This window comes from Bacteroidia bacterium (assembly GCA_027493955.1).
Taxonomy (GTDB): Bacteria; Bacteroidota; Ignavibacteria; order SZUA-365; family SZUA-365; genus JAOSJT01.
The window spans coordinates 67,567-85,190 of sequence record JAOSJT010000001.1; the positions used below are offsets into that span (position 1 = coordinate 67,567).

Here is a 17,624-nt window from a genome sequence, read left to right on the forward strand (position 1 = left end):
TCAGATGCGCAGCGCAGCCCTTCAATTTTGCCCGGAATTCCTCGCCGTCGAGTCCAATCAGACGCGTGTACTCGATTTCATACGCACCTGCGATGCGGAATTGCTGGTTCTGCCCGAGCTCTGCTTCACGGGATATTTTTTCCACGACAGCGAACAACTCCGCTCGGTGGCGGAAGCAACGAACGGGCCCTCCGTCACGTTGCTGCGTGATGTTGCACGTTCACGGAAGGTTATCATCGTGGCCGGAATCGCCGAACGTGCAGGAGAAAACGTGTATAACAGCGCTGTGACGGTGCTCCCGGATGGCAGTGTGGATGTATACCGGAAAACCCATCTCTTTGCAGAGGAAAAAATCCTTTTTACTCCGGGTGACAGCGGTTTCCGTGTGAGGGACTTCGGTTCCTGGCGCTTGGGCGTCATGATCTGCTATGATTGGCGTTTCCCTGAAGCCGCGCGTACTTTGGCACTCAAAGGGGCGCATATCATCGCCCATCCTTCCGATCTCGTCGCCGCTCCGGAACTCTGGCAGCCTGCCATGCGCGTGCGATCACTGGAGAACAGGGTGTTCACCATCACCGCCAATCGCACCGGGCGTGAAACACGCGGACTGGATGAACTGATATTCCATGGTTGCAGTCAGATTGTCGCACCGTCGGGCAAGGTGCTCGTGGAGGCGGGCAGGGAGGATGAAGGTTGGATATACGCCGAGATAGATCCGACTGCCGCTGACCGCAAAGCCTTCTCGCAGTGGAACGATATCATGACAGATCGCCGGCCGGATCTGTACGAACTCTGACACGATACGGAGGAGTGATGCGCGCGTTACTTGTCAACGTCCTCGTCGGAATGCTTATGCGTACCTTGCGTATCTCCGTCGAGAATTCGGCAACGGTAGATGCGCTCCTTGAAGCCCGGTCTCCGTTCGTGCTCGTCTTCTGGCATGGTTCGATGCTCTGGCCGTGGTGGCGATTCGGAAACAGCAATGCTGCCGCTCTCGTGAGCATGAGCAGCGACGGCCAGCTGCTCGCAGACATTCTCCGGCGGTGGGGATACACTGTTGTCAGAGGATCCAGCAGTCGCGGCAGCAAGGAAGCGATGCAGGCGATGCGCGACATCATTCGCGAAGGACACATTCTCTGCGTCACACCGGACGGACCGAGAGGGCCGCGCCATGAAATGAAAATGGGGGCGGTGCGCGTGGCCCAAACCATGCGTGTTCCGCTCGTCGTCGTCAGTGTCGGGTACGTCCGTTGTCGGCACCTGAAAAGCTGGGATCGTTTCGAATTACCCATGCCGTTCTCACGCTGCTATGTGCGATTCAGCGAGGCGGTGCAGATCAATCCGGATCTGGAAGGTGAGCCGCTGGAAGATGTGCGCGCAGATCTGGAGAAAAAGATGACGGCCGAGTATCGCAGCGTCGCTCTGCGGGGGGCATGAGTGATTCGGACGCTTGCATCCCGGCTGTACGGGACGGTGGTGCGCCTGCGCAATCGGGCCTATGACCAGGGGTACCTGCGCAGTGTCCGTATCCCTGTACCGGTAATTTCCGTGGGGAATATCACCGCGGGCGGCACCGGAAAGACGCCGGTCGTGGAACGATTGGTCGAGTACTACCTGAGAAGTGGTATACGAACCGCTGTTGTGTCACGCGGATACAAACGTACCAGTACAGGCAGTGTTGTCGTGTCCGACGGGAAGGGAAGCGTTGTGGATGTGCCGAGTGGCGGAGATGAGCCGGTTCAGATCGCACGGAAATTCCCGGAGGCGGTGGTCCTTGCGGATGCGAATCGCGTTCGCGGCTGCCTCCGAGCAACGCAGGAATTCGAGGTCGAGGTCATCATCCTTGACGATGCCTATCAGCACAGGGCTGTGGGCCGTAGTGTGGATATCGTCGTGCTCGACGCCTCGAGCGCACTCTACGCGCAGCGGCTGTTGCCGGCCGGACGTCTGCGGGAACCGCTGGTGAATCTTTCCCGGGCGGATGTTCTGCTTCTCAGCCGCTGCGAAGCCGACGTCGCGCACGAACAGATGACGCTCGCGCTTCGGGCCTACAGCAATGTGCCGGTGTTTGCGACACGCTTCCTGCCTCAGCATCTTCGCCGCCTGCACGACTTCGGGGAGCTTCCACACGATGCACTCCGCGGTGCCTCGGTGGTGTCTTTTTGCGGTATCGGTGCGCCGGCAAGTTTTCTGAAAACCATGGATCATATGGGCATCGCGTCGCAGCAACATCATGAGTTCCCCGATCACCATCGTTTTACTGACGCGGATATTGCCATGCTTCTGGATGGGGCCAGAGCCGCAGGGACAGTGCTGCTCACCACGGAGAAAGATGCGATGCGACTGTTGCAGCATCGGACGGCACTCGAGGGAGTGGATGTGCTGTATCCGGTGATGCGTCTGGAGTTTTTGGGAGCGGAGGAAGATTTTTTTCGTCTCTTGTCTGAACGCACATCCCTGCGCATCTAACGCACACCCTGCTCAGCGTCGCTGGAAACCGTACGCCGGCGAACTTGTCCTTTTCCTGAGAATACCAGCGCACTGTTCGCAGAAATGGGCGGTCGGATGTTGCCGCAGGAGATCCGCAGCGATCTGTCCCTTGCAGAAAATGCACTGGCCGTATTCGTTGCGATCCAGACGTTCAAGTGCCAGACGCAGATCATTGAGTCGCGGATCGGCCTTGAACGCGAGATGCGCGGACAGCGCCTCAGGCGTGAATTGGGTAATCTCCTCTTTGTACACCTCGGTGAGAATCGCCGCTATGCGTTCGAGGATAATTTCCCTGATGCTTTCGTCTCTATTCGTCGCTGCGTGTTGCACGATGTCTTGCTCGTCATGATACCGGATATCCATCCGGCGGGAAAAGGTACACGATGGTTGTTACCCGCAAGTATAGAGCTTTTTTCGAAAGAGTCAAGTGAAATCGTACAAAGGCGCAAAACACACCGATTCTCCGCGATTTCTTGCTGCGTCAGGCTGCCGCACTTCAACGAAGATAGACCATGAGAATGGAAATATCGGCTGAACTCACTCCGCTGATGCGCGATGCCTGCCCTATGGAGCTGGGTTGCACACGCATGAGCTTTTCGCGTCCCTCATTGGAAAGCGAGCGCACGCGGCTGTAATCGAAATTCGGCGGAATAATGAAATCCTCCGCAAAACTGAATTTTTCTACATCGCGTTGTTGACGGTCTATATAACCGGCATATTTCGTCTCGATTTCGAGCTGCTCAAGCACGCGTGTATCAGCAAGCGCACGGCGGACGAGTGGATCCCGCGCAATACCGTCCAGGCGCAGGACGCTTTCGGCCGTCACTCCCTCGCGTCGGATGATTTTGCCCAGAAACTCGTTCTGTGCAACCGGCGTGGATGCGTGGCGGGCAAGTAGGGGATTCAGAGTCGCGGGATCGAGTGTGCGCACTTCCACGAGGTCTCTCATTGCGGCGATTACGGGTTCGCGTTCGCGCACGGTGTGAAACAGATCGTCCGGTATCAGTCCATAACGGTGCCCGTGATGCATCAAACGACGGTCGGCATTATCCTGCCGCAGAAGTAGCCGGTACTCTGCCCGCGAGGTGAACATGCGGTACGGCTCCTCTGTCCCTTTGTTGACCAGATCGTCGATCAGCACTCCAATGTACGCCTCGGAGCGCCGGAGGATGAAAGGCCGCTCCCCGCGCAAGGCCAGTGCGGCATTGATACCCGCCATCAAACCCTGCGCCGCGGCTTCTTCGTATCCGGATGTACCGTTTATCTGTCCGGCGAGGTAGAGTCCGCGCACGCGCTTCGTCTCAAGGCTGAGGTTGAGCTGATGAGGTGGGACGTAGTCGTATTCGACGGCATAGCCGGGGCGTAACATCTCGACGCGATGCATGCCCGCGACGCTGCGCAGCGCGCGCAATTGAATCTCCGCGGGGAGACTGGAGGAAAAGCCGTTCACATAGACGACATCGGTCGCCCGGCCCTCCGGTTCGAGAAAGAGGTGATGGCTCTTTTTATCGGCAAACCTGACGATTTTATCTTCTACGCTCGGACAGTAGCGCGGGCCTGTTCCCTGTATTCTGCCGGTGTACATCGGCGAGAAAGCGAATCCTTCGCGCATGATGTCATGTGTCTGTTCGTTCGTATGCGTGACGTAACACGGCACCTGATCGAACGAAGGGCGGGGTGAACGGAAGGAAAACGCGAATGGTGGTTCGTCGCCGGGGGCGATGGCCGTCTGGTCGAGATCCAGAGAGGCGAGTGATACCCGCGGGGGAGTGCCGGTTTTCAAACGTCCCGTTTCGAAACCAAGTCGCTGCAGCGCTTCGGTTATTCCAGTCGCCGGCATTTCACCATGCCGCCCGCCCTCCGTGCGGGCAAGTCCGGTGTACATGGCGGCGTTGAGAAAGGTGCCACTGCAGATAATCACCGCGCGACAGGAGATATCACCCCGCGATGCGGTACGGACAGCGGTAATGCGCCCGCTTTCGACATGCAGGTCCCGCACTGAATCTTCGAGAACAGACAATCCGGGGATGGATTCGACATAGGCGCGGGCGGCATCAGCATACTGTTCACGGTCATTCTGCGAACGAGGCGACCACACCGCCGGACCCTTGGACCGGTTCAGCATTTTATACTGAATTGCGGACGCATCGGCGAGCAGGGCCATGGCGCCTCCGAGCGCATCGATTTCCCTGACGAGATGCCCTTTTGCAGTTCCGCCGATTGCGGGATTGCATGAGAGTCGGCCGATGGCCTGTGCGTCCATCGTCACCAGGGCGGTGGTGCAACCCATACGTGCGGAAGCGGCGGCGGCCTCAATGCCCGCATGCCCGGCTCCGATAACGATAATGTCGTAATCCTGATTCATCGTAACCTTTTAAAGTAACGCAATTCGGTTGCAATTGCGAGCGGGAAGCAGAGAAAAAATGCACGGAAAAATGCAGCGAATACCTTCAATACTCACGGCGGTGTTTGCTCTTTCGATAAAAATCTTTGAGCACTCTCGCATGCCTGTTCCCTCTGTCCGGCTTTCCTGAGGAATGCAGACACGAGTCGGACTCCCACAGATGGAAGTCCGAATCGCAGCCGGGGAAACCGGAAGAACCCTCGTGGTGTATGCCGTCCGGCCGGAATATTCAGGTCATAAAAAAATCCCCATCCGGATTGTGCAACCTTGGACGAGGATCACCGTAACAACTTTGGGCTAAAGATCTAGGGAGACAAAGAACCCTCCGAACACACCCCACCGTCAATCAGTAATAGCGGGCGATGTCGAGATCGCCCGTTATTTTTTTATAGCACAAATGATTCACCGGCAGCGGGAATGACGACGTTGCGCAAGCCCAGGTCTTCCTGCATCGCATGTTGCAGTTTCTGTTGCTGGTCGTAGTCCCCGTGCACAAGGAAGGTGTGACCGAGCCGGGCGGGATTGAATCGCCCGTGGAAGGCGAGGAGTTCTTTTTTGTCCGCATGTGCGCTGAGGCTGTTCATCACGACGATCTCCGCCTTGACGGCAAACTCCTCGCCGAAAATGTTCACCTTGGGGTGACGTTCGACCAGCCGCCTGCCGAGTGTATGCTCGGCATTATACCCGGTGATCAGAATGGTATTGCGCGGATTTTCGATGTTATTGCGCAAATGATGCAGTATGCGTCCTCCTTCGCACATTCCTGAAGCGGAGATGATCATCATTGGCTGATGAATGCCATTCAGCTCTTTGGAATGCGTTACATGTGAAACGTAGCGCAGCGTTTCGAAATTGAAGGGATTCTGCTGTGTGAGCATCGCTTCGCGGGCTTCGGGATCCATGCACTCGGGATGAATGCGGAACACCTGCGTGGCGTTGACGCTCAGTGGACTGTCAACATAAATGGGAATCTCTGGTAGTCTCCCTGCTTCCCAAAGTAAATGCAGATCGTAAATGAGCTCCTGAGTTCGGCCAACCGCGAAGGCGGGAACGATGATTTTACCGTTGCGCGCAATGGTGCGCTTGATGACATCCTCCAGCAGGTCAAGCGCAACTTCGGTTTCGAGATGCGTCCTTCCGCCATAGGTACTTTCCGTGATGAGGACATCTGCGTCGCCGGGGAATTCCGGGTCCATCAGAATCGGCCTGTCGGGGCGCCCAAGGTCGCCCGTAAAACAAATACTGAGCTCGCGGTCGCCGTCGCGCACGTCGAGCATCACGATGGCGGACCCAAGGATATGCCCGGCATCATAAAAGGTGACAGTGATGCCGTCCGCAATATGTGTTTTTCTCCGGTATCCTACGGTCTGGAACTGCGTGAGCGAATCCACGACATCGTCGAGGGTGTACAGCGGTTGCACTTCGGGGAGGCCCTTGCGCTGATGCATTTTGTTGACGAACTCCGCATCCTTCTGCTGCAGGAACGCGCTGTCGAGCAGCATTACATTGGCAAGATCGCGTGTCGCATGTGTGCAGAATACGGTACCGTCGAAGCCGTGCTTGCAGAGCATCGGGAGTTTGCCGCTGTGATCGATATGCGCATGTGAGAGCACCAGCGCATCTATCTCCGACGGGGTATACGGAAACCTGCTGTTTATCTCCCATGCCTCTGCACGCTTTCCCTGATAGAGTCCGCAGTCGAGCAGGATGTTTGTTCCGTTGACCGTGAGCAGATGACTGGAGCCCGTTACCGTCCGTGCGGCACCGTGAAATGTGAGTGTAATCATGGTAAAACAGGATTTGTGGTTATTGATTCCCGGGCGAACAATTCAATATTGCGCCAGTGCGCGTGCTGATTGATAGATGTCCCCTTCACTGACGAGGATTGCCTCCTCCAGCGCTTTGGCGAAGCCTACAGGACAGTCCAGTGAGGCGACACGCCTGACGGGTGCGTCGAGTTGTTCAAAAAGATGTTCCGAAATCCACGCTGCGATCTCCGCGCCGAAGCCGCCGGTTCGACCGGCTTCATGGACCACCAAAGCCTTCCCGGTACGGCGCACGGATTCGGTGATTGCATCCGTATCGTACGGTATGATGCTACGGAGGTCAAGGATGTCCACCTCTACGCCCTCACGGGAGAGACGTTCGGCTGCGAGATCGGCAAGACGCACTGTATTTCCGTAGGTGATGATGCTCAGCGCGTCGCCCTTGCGGCGGAGCCGCGCACGTCCGATGGGAACACAGAGATGCTGTTCGGGGTACGGCGCACGTCCCCATGCGTGGTTGTAGAGATACTTCGGTTCGAGATAGACCGTAATCCCGCGGGTGCGGAAGGCGCAACGCAGGAGTCCGGCGGCGTCGTCGGCGGAAGCCGGCATCACGATGCGCACACCCGGAATGGACGCGAGAGCGGCTTCGATGGATTGCGAGTGGTACATACCACCCTGAATGTAGCCTCCGGAAGCCAGTCGTATGATAATATTCGGGACGAACTGTCCGTTCGTGCGCCAGCATTCGTGTGCGCTGTTGACAAACTGTTCCATGGCGGGCCAGAAATAATCTGCGAACTCGGCCGCTTCCACGACCACCCAGATGTCGTCGCTGTAACGGCAGAATCCGTTCGCAGTGCCAAGGATGAAGTCCTCCGCAATCGGGGCATTGAATACGCGGCCCCCGCCGAACTCTTGCTGCATCCCTTTTGTGACATTGAAGACGCCACCCTTCTCGCCGGAGGCGACGTCCTCGCCCCAGAGAAAGGTGGACGGATTGCGACGGAATTCATCAATCAGCGTCGCGTTGATCGCTTCGCGCATCGTGAGCGTCGGGACGCTTGGATCGCCGGAGCGAAGTCCGGCTTCGAACTGCGATTGCGACAATGGGCAGATGTGCGTGTCATCCGCAAATACGTACCGCAGAACGCTTCCCGGATCCGGTGGAGGTGCCGCTTCTGCGCGTGCAGCGGCGGCCTCTATCTCCGCATGATTTTCACGTTCGATAGTGGATACATCTTCGTCACGTACTATTCCGTGCTCGAGCAGCCAGAGGCGGAAGCGCGGTAATGGATCGCGACGCTGGGCTTCGATGATTTCCTCATCGCTCCGGTACAATTCGTGTCGGTCGGAATTGCTGTGCGCTCCGATGCGCACGCAATCGGCATGTACCATGGCAGGACCGTTGCCCGAACGTATCCATGCTATCGCGCTCTGCAGTGTCGTCCAGGAGTCGAAAATGTTCGTGCCATCGCAATTCAGCACGAGAAGATTTTTGAAGCCGCGGAAGTTGTCCGCGATATTGGTGTTCGCGCTCTGCTCATGCACCGGGACAGAGATGCCGTACCCGTTGTTCTGCAGGATGAACATCACCGGCAGTTTTTCTCTGCATGCCCCGCTCAGTGCTTCGTAAAAGTACCCTTCGGAGGTCGCGGCTTCACCGCTGCTATACCATGCGATTTCATCGCCACCGAAATAGCGTGCAGCCCGCGCGACACCCACCGCATGGAGTGCATGGCTCCCGACACAGCTCGAGACATTCTGTATACGCAGGGACGGTTTTGCAAAATGGTTGCTCATGTGCCGTCCCCCCGAGGCAGGATCGTCCGCCTTTGAGAGTCCGTTGAGAATAATTTCCTCACACGTCAGGCCGGCGGCGAGCACGGTCATCAGATCGCGGTAATACGGGAACAGGAAATCGACACCGCTGCGGACGCTGAGGCCCATCGCGAGTTGTATTCCTTCGTGGCCTGCGCACGGTGCGTGATAACTCCATCCCTTCGACATCTTGAGATAGCGGGCGGCTTTCTCATCCAGCGACCGGCCGCAGTGCATGAGCTTGTACCACGCGATGAGTGTGGCGTCGTCCACATGCGCTGCTCTGCCACCGATGGGATAGAGGTCGAAGACGGGAGCGGAAGATATATCGGACATGAAATGCGCTTTCGATTTCTGCTACGGAATGCAGGAAAAATAGCTGCCCCGGCGCGACGAAACAACAGCCGACAGCGGCGGAGCAGGGCGGGAAGCGGGTGATCACCGCCTCATGCAGCGGAGTGTTTTTGCGGCGGCGTGCCGAGACCACTTCCACACCCCTGTCAACATTGCTCCAAATTGCTGTGCTCGCGCAAAATAGTATTTGACACCTCTCGAAAATTTGCTATGTTTCATCGAGCTATCACAATTAACTTCACCATCACCAGGAGGCATCTATGGCAAAGGCAGCTCCAAAGGCCATGACGAAAAAGGAAATCATCGATCACCTCTCCACCAAGCTCGATGTGCAGAAGAAAGTCGCCGAGCAGTTCCTCTTCGAGTTCACGGATCTCGTGTACAAGCAGACGAAGAAGCAGAGCGAATTCACCCTTCCGGGTCTCGGCAAGTTCGTGACAGGAAAAACCAAGGCACGCACGGGACGCAACCCGTCAACGGGCGAGACAATCAAAATCCCGGCCAAGAAAGTCCTCAAGTTCCGCGTCGCAAAAGCGGCAAAGGACAGTGTGCTCGGAAAATAATCGTCGTCCTCCGGACCGATGAGAAGGCGCCGATTTGGCGCCTTTTTTTTGGACTGCGCGGTGTTGCGCTTCATGCGTACGTTTATGGTTGTCGTACACTGTCGACGGTGATCCTGGTCCTGTGATGGAGCAATGATGCAACTGTCGCATAGACGGCAACGATGTACGCACGTCGTCCGCAGGGATTCGCGGCACGGAAAAAATAACTTGAAACAAAGGCAGGGAGCCATGATCTCAACAGTCAACAGTGCGGCAACGCATGGCATCAACGCATATCTCGTCACCGTGGAAACACATCTGGAACAACAGGTCCCGGGTTTCGTTGTTGTGGGGCTCCCGGACAACGCCGTCCGCGAGAGTCGCGAACGCGTGACCGCGGCCATCAAGAACTCGGCGTATCACTTTCCGATACGGCGCATCGTCGTCAATCTCGCCCCCGCCGATGTGCGGAAGGAGGGGTCCGCTTTCGATCTGCCGGTCGCCATGGGCATTCTCAACGCGGCCGAATTTGTGGACGGGAAGCTCTTTCCCGACACGGTCTTTTTAGGTGAACTGGCGCTGGACGGGAGTCTCCGTCCGGTACACGGCGCGCTGTCCATCACGATAGAGGCGCGGCGACGGGGGATGCGACGTATCATTCTCCCCGAGGCAAACGCACGTGAAGCGGCCATGGTGCAGGGTATTGATATTCACCCCTGCACGTCCCTTACCGAAGCCGCGGAAATAGCGAACGGCACGCATCCCAGCGCAAAACCGTTTCGTGTGGATGTGGAAGCGGTATTTCGTGAACAGCAATGCCGCGCCATCGTGGATTTCGCCGATGTGAAGGGACAGGAAAACGTGAAACGCGCTCTGGAGGTATCGGCCGCGGGCGGACATAACATCATTCTCATCGGTCCGCCGGGATCGGGTAAAACAATGCTCGCAAAGCGTATACCGACGATTCTTCCCCCTCTGGATTTCGACGAGGCGCTGGAGACAACGCGCATTCACTCCGTAGCCGGCCTCTTGAGCCCCGGGGCCGCCATCGTCGCCACGAGACCATTCCGTTCACCGCATCATACCATCAGCGATGCCGCGCTGGTGGGCGGAGGCATTGGGTACGCAAGACCCGGGGAAATCAGTCTGGCGCATAACGGCGTGCTGTTCCTGGATGAACTTCCGGAGTTCGCGCGTAATGTGCTGGAAGTCTTGCGGCAACCGCTCGAAGAGGGTAGCGTCACAATTGCGCGATCCAAAATGTCCATCGAGTATCCCGCTGATTTCATGCTTGTCGCTGCGATGAATCCCTGCCCTTGCGGGAACTACGGTAATCCGCTTCAGGAATGCTCCTGCACGGATCAGCAGATACAAAAATATATGGGACGCATATCAGGGCCTTTGCTGGATCGCATTGACATCCATATCGGATGTCCGCAGGTCAAGTATCAGGAACTGGCCAGCGAACGACGCGGAGAGTCGTCCGGCATCATCCGTGCGAGGGTGCAGAAAGCCCGCGACCGGCAGCGCGAGCGTTTTGCGCACCGTCACGGATTACACTGCAACGCCTCGATGACATCGCAGGATATTCAGAAATTCTGCTCGGTCGATGAAGCGTGCAAAGCCCTGCTCAAGCATGCGATAACCGTACTCGGCCTGAGCGCCCGCGCCTACGACCGCATCCTCAAGGTAAGCCGCACCATCGCAGACCTTGCCGCTGCTCCCACAATTACAGCTGAACATGTCTCCGAGGCGATACAGTACCGCGATCTCGACAGACGCGTCTGACGCTTGCGCGCTGTCGCACGGTGCCTGTTCCAGGGGTGCAAAGCGGCATGAGTGGATTGCTGGGTGCTCGCGGGACTTCGCGAGTGTCAACCGTACAAAACCCTTTGTTGCGGAGGGGGAAGAAAATGCTCTCGTGCGAGACGGATTCCTCGACCGATTGGCTGGGCCACAGAACGATCATTTGTGCGGCATGCTATCGTTTGATGATACCAAGCTTCATGGCAACGAGCAGTAAGAGGAACTGCGGGATGCCAAGAATGTACCGTCTCCAGAGTCGACCAGGTTCCAGCATCAGACGATGGAGCCATTCGAGTCCGAGATACTGCATCCACAGCGGTGCGCGAGGTTTCGTCCCCGAGAGGATTTCGAAAAATCCGCCAGTGAGAACGACACGTGGCGCCAGGGCGAAATCCGCATGTGCGGCATACCACTCGAACTGCTTCGGAGTACCCATGCCGATGAAGAGGACATCCGGAGCGAATCGCCTGATGAGCTCGACAGTATCCGAATCGTCGATTTCTCCATACCCGTGACGGATGAGCAGGCGGTTATCGGGCACGCCCAGCCGGTGCATGGTCATGCGCAGCCTGTTGATCGTTCCCGGCAGGGCGCCGATCATGGCGATACGATGTCCCTGAGCAATGCAGCGCTGGAGCAAGCGATGATTCATGTCCGTGGCGTTTATCCTCGCAACCGGGCCGCCGTGCATGAGTCGAAACGCAAAGCGAGCGCCTATTCCGTCGGGATAGGTGAGTGAGCAGGCGGACAGAACGGATCGGAGGAGAGCATCCTTGCGGCAACGCATCAGCACGTCGAAGTGCCCATAGGCGACGGACACCGGCAGGGGCTCGTTGTCTATTGCAGAAAGCATGGCATCGTATTCGCCGACCAGCAGGTCGATGCCGAACAACGCACCTTTTCGAGGAATGGTCTGAGCCACGGTTCTTTGTATGGAATGCGTGATGTTTGCGTGGATCCGCGTGTTTCCTTGATGCGGCGCTGCCGAATGGGGGGCGGCGCGCCATCATACGCGTCGCGACTCACCGATGGTATCGTCTACTGGCTATCGCATACTGTTGGACCGCAGAACGGGCTTGCTTGCTGAAGCGTGTACGATAACCGCATCACTCCGCAATATCTTTCCACTCACGAGCAGCCGGAGACTAGCTCAGTTGTTACCTGCGGACGGGTGTTGACTTTGCGGAAAAATTTCCTTATACTTGCAGCAGATATTCTCACCAAGACAGGAGGACCCGATAGAAGCATTTATGCTGAACATATCGTTAGAACTGTCTACCGTCAATATCTGATGACGGTTAACCCGCGAAGGGTTTGTAAATGGAAAGCGGCGAGCATACCTCGCCGCTTCCGCGTTTTCAGGGATTTCAGGCCTCTTCTTCACCCGTGTCTTCCGCTTCTGCATCGGGATTTTCTTCCTCCTCGCTGCCGAACCAACCGAGAAGGAGGGACATGAGCATGACGGCGTTGCTATCCTCATTCGGAAGAAATGTACCGTCGAATTGGGACGAAGCAACTTCTTCGCTCAGCGTGTGCCATTCCACCTGCCCATTCTCATTGAAAAGCGTCGCTTTCGGTTCATACCCGAGGTCACGCAGCTTCGTCGCCACCTTGTCGCGCAGTTCCGTTTGTCCGGCGCTCCAGTACTCAAGAATGCTCTTCGCGAGATCGGCGGAAAGGTTCGCCTCCTCCGAGATCGCGGGTAAAATCAGCGAACCCGGCGCCTTGGCGATATTCCGGAAGCCTTTAACCTGATGCTTCCCGGTTACGAGCCGGCAAAGCCCGGCTTTATCCTGTTCCAGTCCCGGCCGAATGACGGAGTGACGAAAGTTCTTATCCTCCATGAGCGCGAATACCACATTCGCGGGGTGTTCCTGTGCTTCTTTACGGTTAAGAGCCATTGTGCTGCAATACGGTGAAACAAATCATGATGAAGAAAAAGATACGCTTTTCCGACCGAATGCGGAAGTACCCGAATGTTTCGGTCGGAAGCATGGCTAGCGAGACGCCGGGTGCGATGTATTTATGGCGCAATACGGTATCTGCAGTGCGGGATGACGGATGGACAGCGAAAAGTTGCGTGTATGCGCAGACGGGAAATGCTGAATGGTCTGCCGAAGGCTTGTGGTCTCTCCGCAGGGTGCGAACGCGTTGATGCCGTGGTGCTGACCAGGCTTTCTCAGCGGTGGTTACACCGCGAGATCTTCAATATCCGGCTGCGTCCATGTGAAGGACCTGGGCAGCGTTATGATAAACGCCGAACCAGGGAATTCCGGACCATTTTCCAGTCGTGAAGGGGATTCCACTCTGATGCTGCCATTGAATTGGCGGAGGATGTGCTTGACGACGCTCAAACCCAGACCGGTGCCTTCGATGCCGTGCTTTTTCGAAAGTGTGGAGCGATAAAAATCCTCGAAGATTTTTTCCTGTTCCTCCGGAGGGATGCCCATACCGCTGTCGGCAATCTCGATACTGACACTCTCATCACGCTGATGGATATGAATCTCGACGCGCCCTTCCGCCGGTGTGTATTTGTGCGTGTTCGAAATCAGGTTGGAAAGCGCGAGCTTGAGCAAGCGCGGTTCCGCCTCGATATGCAAATCCTGTTGCGCACCGATCCAGGTCGAGAAGCGAATTTTCTTCGCGATGAAGAGGACACGCATTTCCTGGTAAATCTCGTCAATCAGCTCCGTGAGATTCACCTGAGTAATCACCGGCTTTTCCTCCAGTTTCAGTTGTGTAAGCTGAAGGATGTCGTTGACTACCTGAATGGCGTTCATCATGCGTGCCTGCGAACGCTCAAGCGGCCGCTGCATGGCCTCGGGTACCGCTCCGACCGAACCGTCCAGAATCATGTTCAGATAGGTAGTCGCTGCGGCGATCGGAGTCTTGAGATCATGTACCACGGACATGACATAGCGCGATTTCGCCTGCTCCGCGTCTCCCAGCTTGCGAAGGGCTATCGTCAGCGCACGTTCCCGTAAGTACAGTTCCTTTGAAATGGAATTCGCGAGATAGTTGCTGACGAACAAGGTGAGAGCAAGAAAAACGAACTGCACCCCGATAAACGTTTCGCTCAGATAATGGTCGTCCGGGATAAATCCTTGCGCGTGCATGTGGGGAATAACACCGTGTAATTCCATCATCGCGCCGCTGACCGCGACCACAAGCGTCACACTGATCAAGACCGAGATCACGCGCATCGGCAGTATCAGGCTGCCGATGATGACATGAAAAATGAAGAAGTACAGGAATGGCGATTCCACTCCGCCCGATATATAAATCAGGGCAAGCAGCGCCAGGAAATCCAGACACATCTGGATCAGCGCAAAGTGAAGCCCGTTGAACGCCGCGAAACCGTCCGGCGTGAGATGATGCGTGCGGTGGAGAATCAGATTGTAGATCAAAATTCCACCAGCCAGGGCGGTGATCAGAAATTCATCGAGCGAGATATCCGATAACGCAATGCTGAAAATGATGACGGACAGCAGCATCGCGACGGCAATGTAGCGCATGTTGATAAGCCAGAGGTTGCGCCGCTTGAGCGCCCTCCAAAACTCGTCGTACATGATCCATTTCGGTGCGAGATGTAGCATACTTCCTCGTTGGTACCAGCCCCGCATGGTGTGGATGTGATTTCGCTTGCTGAAGCAGTGCCGGTCGCTCCCGCAACTCAATGCGGGCGGACGCGTGCAAGATGTCGTTGAATCTTCTCCAGAAGGACGGCCGGCGCGGTGGGCTTTTCAAGAAACTCCTGGATGGGGACGCTTGCGCTTTCGCCGAAATTGAAACCGATTGCGCGCGTCAGGGATGTGAGCATGATGATGGGGACGGTCAATCCGCCGCGGCGAAAGCGGCTGGCCAGATAGAAACCGTCGTCCGCTTCCTGCATCATGACGTCGAGAATGATCAGATCAGGTTTTTCGTGGGAGACGATTTTGATGGCTTCGTCTACACATCCCGCTGTAACCACCCTGTAGCCGTGGGATTCAAGAAGCAGGCGGTTGGCTTCTACGATGTCCGGATCGTCGTCGATGAGTGCGATGGTAGGCATGACAACTCCACGTGCCGCGGATAAAACAGTAAGGGCTTGCGCCGGAACAGTTCCGGCGAGGGGTACTCTCTTCCTGAAAAAATACAGACTGTCGCTTCCAAACGCAACGACATAGAGATGTGATTCTCTGCTGTGTTCATTTTTTTCGGGATGCGCATCGCACAAGGAAGCCGACACGCTGCTTTCGGTTTCGCCTGTGTACGCCGATGCCGGATGTGTGACAAGTGCTTTATCCTCTGTCCGCCGCCCTGTGCCTGGCGATTTCCATTGTTTGGTAATCATCTAAAGGCGAATTTTATAGGTATATGCGAAAGGAAATGCAATCCTCATACATGTCCTCCGTTATCTCCACCATACCCGAACTGTGCAAGCGCTGCTATTGCTGCGTACGCGAATGCCCCGCCAACGCCATTCAGATTCAGAACGGACAGGCCGTGGTGCTGTCCGCGCGCTGCGTCGGTTGCGGGAACTGTTTGAAGGTGTGTACTCAGCATGCAAAATCCGTGCAGGACGGGGTATCCCATGTACTTGAACTGCTCGCGAATGCCGGATCACAGGAGCGCATCGCTATGCTTGCGCCTTCCTTCCCCGCGGCCTTCCCCGGTATCGAACCGTTGCGCATTGTCGGTGCACTGCGGACAGCCGGCTTCACCAGGGTTGTGGAAGTGGCGTTCGGTGCCGATCTCGTCAGCGAGGCCTATCACAATTTCATAGCCGAAAGCGATCGCCCCGTCATCACCACTCCCTGTCCGGCCATAGTCGAGTACATCGAGATGTACTACCCCGAACTCATACCCAGTCTCGCCCCCATTGTGTCTCCCATGATCGCGGCAGGGACGGTCATGCGGGAAAAATACGGCGCGTCGGCGGTCGTCGCATTCATCGGACCCTGTGTCGCAAAAAAACTGGAGATCCTCGATACCAATGTCGAGGGCATCGTGAACGAGGCGCTGACGTTTGATGAATGCACTACGCTGTTCGAACGCTGCGGCATTGATCCCGCCACGCAAGCGGAAGTGGAATTCGACCAACCGCGGGCGAATCTTGGCCAGATTTATCCTGTTTCAGGAGGCCTGTTGAAAAGCGCGGGCATCGGTTCCGATGTCATGAACGAGGAAGTCGTGATCGTTGAAGGCCGCCAGCGCTGCATGAATATCATCAGTGAACTTGCGCAGGGGAAGGTGAACAGCAAGTTGATAGACATCCTTTTCTGCGAGGGCTGTATCAACGGTCCCGGAATGACCAGTGAACTGAATTATTTCGAGCGGCGGGAATGCATCATCAGCTGGACGAAGTCCCGCAGTGCGGGTCTCAACAAGGCCATCTGGCGCAATGCCATGCAAACGTACAAGGATCTGGACCTCTCGCGCGAATACCGCGACCGAAGGGTACAGGAACGGGTGCCGGATGAAGTGGAGATTCAGCGCATTCTCAACGCCATGGATAAGCATGCGGTGTCGAACCAGATCAATTGCGGGGCCTGTGGCTATGCAACCTGCCGGGATCTGGCAATTGCGGTGGCTCAAGGCATCGCCGAAAAGGAAATGTGTCTGCAGTACACCATTGACAATCTCGAACGCTCCCATCGTGAACTCGCTGAAGCGCAAGCGCAGCTCATTCAAACCGAGAAGCTGGCTTCGGTCGGCCAGTTGGCGGCAGGTGTGGCGCATGAGATCAACAATCCGCTGGGCACCATTGTACTCTATTCCCATTTACTGCTCAAACAGTTACAGGAATCGGACCCCGCACGCGACGATATCCGGTTCATCATCGCCGAAGCCGAACGCTGCAAGAACATCACCGCAAGTTTGCTCAATTTCGCTCGTCAGGGGAAACTGGTCGTAGCCGAAACTTCCGCACAGGAGCTTCTCACCTATACTGCGACTATGATCGGCAGAAGGGACGATTTTTCCGCCATCGAACTACGACTCGACATCGCGGATGAACTCCCGCCGCTGTTTATTGACCTGGATCAGATGAAACAGGTGCTGCTCAACCTCGCCCTGAACGCTTGCGAAGCGATGCCGGACGGTGGCACGCTGACGCTCGCGGCACACATGGCTCAATCGCCGCGGGAAGTAACCTTCCGCGTTTCGGACACCGGAGTAGGAATACCGAAAGAAAATATGTCGCGATTGTTCACTCCATTTTTCACAACGAAACAGATCGGGAAAGGCACGGGACTGGGGCTCCCCATCGCGTATGGAATTGTCAAACTCCATCACGGGCGGATTGAAGTTCGCAGTGAAGCGATGAAGGGGACCACCTTCACCATCACTCTGCCAAGCGATCTGCGGGATTATCCGACCGGAAAACCGATGACGCCTTCTGAACTGGCGGACGCGTTGTCCCCCGGAGCGCTCACAACAATAAGCACCTGAATTCGC

The 17,624-nt window shown here is 56.5% G+C and carries 14 protein-coding genes; 6 read left to right on the forward strand and 8 right to left on the reverse strand.

What is annotated here, in order from left to right:
- Nucleotides 1-4: 4 nt before the first annotated feature.
- From M5R41_00335 to lpxK, 3 genes are read left to right on the forward strand one after another with little or no spacing between them, the layout of a single operon-like run.
- Nucleotides 5-796, forward strand: coding sequence for an acyltransferase (locus M5R41_00335; GenBank protein ID MCZ7554832.1), 792 nt, complete (start codon nucleotides 5-7; stop codon nucleotides 794-796).
- 17 nt (nucleotides 797-813) lie between these two features.
- Complete coding sequence (locus tag M5R41_00340; protein MCZ7554833.1) at nucleotides 814-1,437, forward strand: lysophospholipid acyltransferase family protein; 624 nt, start codon at nucleotides 814-816, stop codon at nucleotides 1,435-1,437.
- Nucleotides 1,438-2,469: a tetraacyldisaccharide 4'-kinase gene (gene lpxK, locus M5R41_00345; protein MCZ7554834.1), complete on the forward strand. Its 1,032-nt coding sequence runs from the start codon at nucleotides 1,438-1,440 to the stop codon at nucleotides 2,467-2,469.
- A gap of 12 nt (nucleotides 2,470-2,481) precedes the next feature.
- Here the strand turns inward: lpxK and M5R41_00350 are convergent, their stop codons facing one another.
- The 4 genes from M5R41_00350 to M5R41_00365 form a co-directional block, all read right to left on the reverse strand.
- Nucleotides 2,482-2,820 carry a hypothetical protein gene (locus M5R41_00350; protein ID MCZ7554835.1) on the reverse strand — a complete coding sequence of 113 codons (339 nt, stop codon included), beginning with the start codon at nucleotides 2,818-2,820 and terminating at the stop codon, nucleotides 2,482-2,484.
- Between the two features lie 166 nt (nucleotides 2,821-2,986).
- Nucleotides 2,987-4,855: a tRNA uridine-5-carboxymethylaminomethyl(34) synthesis enzyme MnmG gene (gene mnmG, locus M5R41_00355; GenBank protein MCZ7554836.1), complete on the reverse strand. Its 1,869-nt coding sequence runs from the start codon at nucleotides 4,853-4,855 to the stop codon at nucleotides 2,987-2,989.
- A gap of 425 nt (nucleotides 4,856-5,280) precedes the next feature.
- Entirely contained in the window at nucleotides 5,281-6,681 is a 1,401-nt protein-coding gene (locus tag M5R41_00360; protein ID MCZ7554837.1) for an MBL fold metallo-hydrolase, read from the reverse strand.
- A gap of 42 nt (nucleotides 6,682-6,723) precedes the next feature.
- Nucleotides 6,724-8,718 (reverse strand): thiamine pyrophosphate-dependent enzyme, encoded by a 1,995-nt coding sequence (locus M5R41_00365; protein MCZ7554838.1) that lies wholly within the window; start codon nucleotides 8,716-8,718, stop codon nucleotides 6,724-6,726.
- Nucleotides 8,719-9,095: 377 nt separating this feature from the next.
- Between M5R41_00365 and M5R41_00370 the strand changes: the two genes are divergently transcribed.
- Both M5R41_00370 and M5R41_00375 read left to right on the forward strand, forming a co-directional pair.
- A complete protein-coding gene (locus M5R41_00370) occupies nucleotides 9,096-9,398 on the forward strand; it encodes an HU family DNA-binding protein (GenBank protein MCZ7554839.1) in 303 nt (100 codons plus the stop codon).
- Nucleotides 9,399-9,626: 228 nt separating this feature from the next.
- A complete protein-coding gene (locus tag M5R41_00375) occupies nucleotides 9,627-11,165 on the forward strand; it encodes a YifB family Mg chelatase-like AAA ATPase (GenBank protein ID MCZ7554840.1) in 1,539 nt (512 codons plus the stop codon).
- A gap of 193 nt (nucleotides 11,166-11,358) precedes the next feature.
- Here M5R41_00375 and M5R41_00380 read toward each other — a convergent pair whose 3' ends face one another.
- The 4 genes from M5R41_00380 to M5R41_00395 form a co-directional block, all read right to left on the reverse strand.
- Nucleotides 11,359-12,105 (reverse strand): WecB/TagA/CpsF family glycosyltransferase, encoded by a 747-nt coding sequence (locus tag M5R41_00380; protein MCZ7554841.1) that lies wholly within the window; start codon nucleotides 12,103-12,105, stop codon nucleotides 11,359-11,361.
- A gap of 445 nt (nucleotides 12,106-12,550) precedes the next feature.
- Nucleotides 12,551-13,084, reverse strand: coding sequence for a hypothetical protein (locus M5R41_00385; protein MCZ7554842.1), 534 nt, complete (start codon nucleotides 13,082-13,084; stop codon nucleotides 12,551-12,553).
- Between the two features lie 288 nt (nucleotides 13,085-13,372).
- A complete protein-coding gene (locus M5R41_00390) occupies nucleotides 13,373-14,779 on the reverse strand; it encodes a HAMP domain-containing histidine kinase (protein MCZ7554843.1) in 1,407 nt (468 codons plus the stop codon).
- A gap of 77 nt (nucleotides 14,780-14,856) precedes the next feature.
- The gene (locus M5R41_00395; protein ID MCZ7554844.1) at nucleotides 14,857-15,237 is read right to left on the reverse strand and encodes a response regulator; all 381 of its coding nucleotides are present in this window, start codon (nucleotides 15,235-15,237) and stop codon (nucleotides 14,857-14,859) included.
- A 332-nt stretch (nucleotides 15,238-15,569) separates the two neighbouring features.
- Between M5R41_00395 and M5R41_00400 the strand changes: the two genes are divergently transcribed.
- On the forward strand, nucleotides 15,570-17,618 hold the full coding sequence (locus M5R41_00400) for an ATP-binding protein (GenBank protein MCZ7554845.1): 2,049 nt from the start codon (nucleotides 15,570-15,572) through the stop codon (nucleotides 17,616-17,618).
- The last annotated feature ends 6 nt before the right edge of the window (nucleotides 17,619-17,624 follow it).

Coding starts and splice junctions, on each gene's coding strand:
- M5R41_00335 (MCZ7554832.1), top strand. CDS start 5: ATGCGCAGCGCAGCCCTTCAATTTTGCCCGGAATTCCTCGCCGTCGAG.
- M5R41_00340 (MCZ7554833.1), top strand. CDS start 814: ATGCGCGCGTTACTTGTCAACGTCCTCGTCGGAATGCTTATGCGTACC.
- mnmG (MCZ7554836.1), bottom strand. CDS start 4,855: ATGAATCAGGATTACGACATTATCGTTATCGGAGCCGGGCATGCGGGC.
- M5R41_00360 (MCZ7554837.1), bottom strand. CDS start 6,681: ATGATTACACTCACATTTCACGGTGCCGCACGGACGGTAACGGGCTCC.
- M5R41_00365 (MCZ7554838.1), bottom strand. CDS start 8,718: ATGCACTGCGGCCGGTCGCTGGATGAGAAAGCCGCCCGCTATCTCAAG.
- M5R41_00370 (MCZ7554839.1), top strand. CDS start 9,096: ATGGCAAAGGCAGCTCCAAAGGCCATGACGAAAAAGGAAATCATCGAT.
- M5R41_00375 (MCZ7554840.1), top strand. CDS start 9,627: ATGATCTCAACAGTCAACAGTGCGGCAACGCATGGCATCAACGCATAT.
- M5R41_00385 (MCZ7554842.1), bottom strand. CDS start 13,084: ATGGCTCTTAACCGTAAAGAAGCACAGGAACACCCCGCGAATGTGGTA.
- M5R41_00390 (MCZ7554843.1), bottom strand. CDS start 14,779: ATGCTACATCTCGCACCGAAATGGATCATGTACGACGAGTTTTGGAGG.
- M5R41_00395 (MCZ7554844.1), bottom strand. CDS start 15,237: ATGCCTACCATCGCACTCATCGACGACGATCCGGACATCGTAGAAGCC.
- M5R41_00400 (MCZ7554845.1), top strand. CDS start 15,570: ATGTCCTCCGTTATCTCCACCATACCCGAACTGTGCAAGCGCTGCTAT.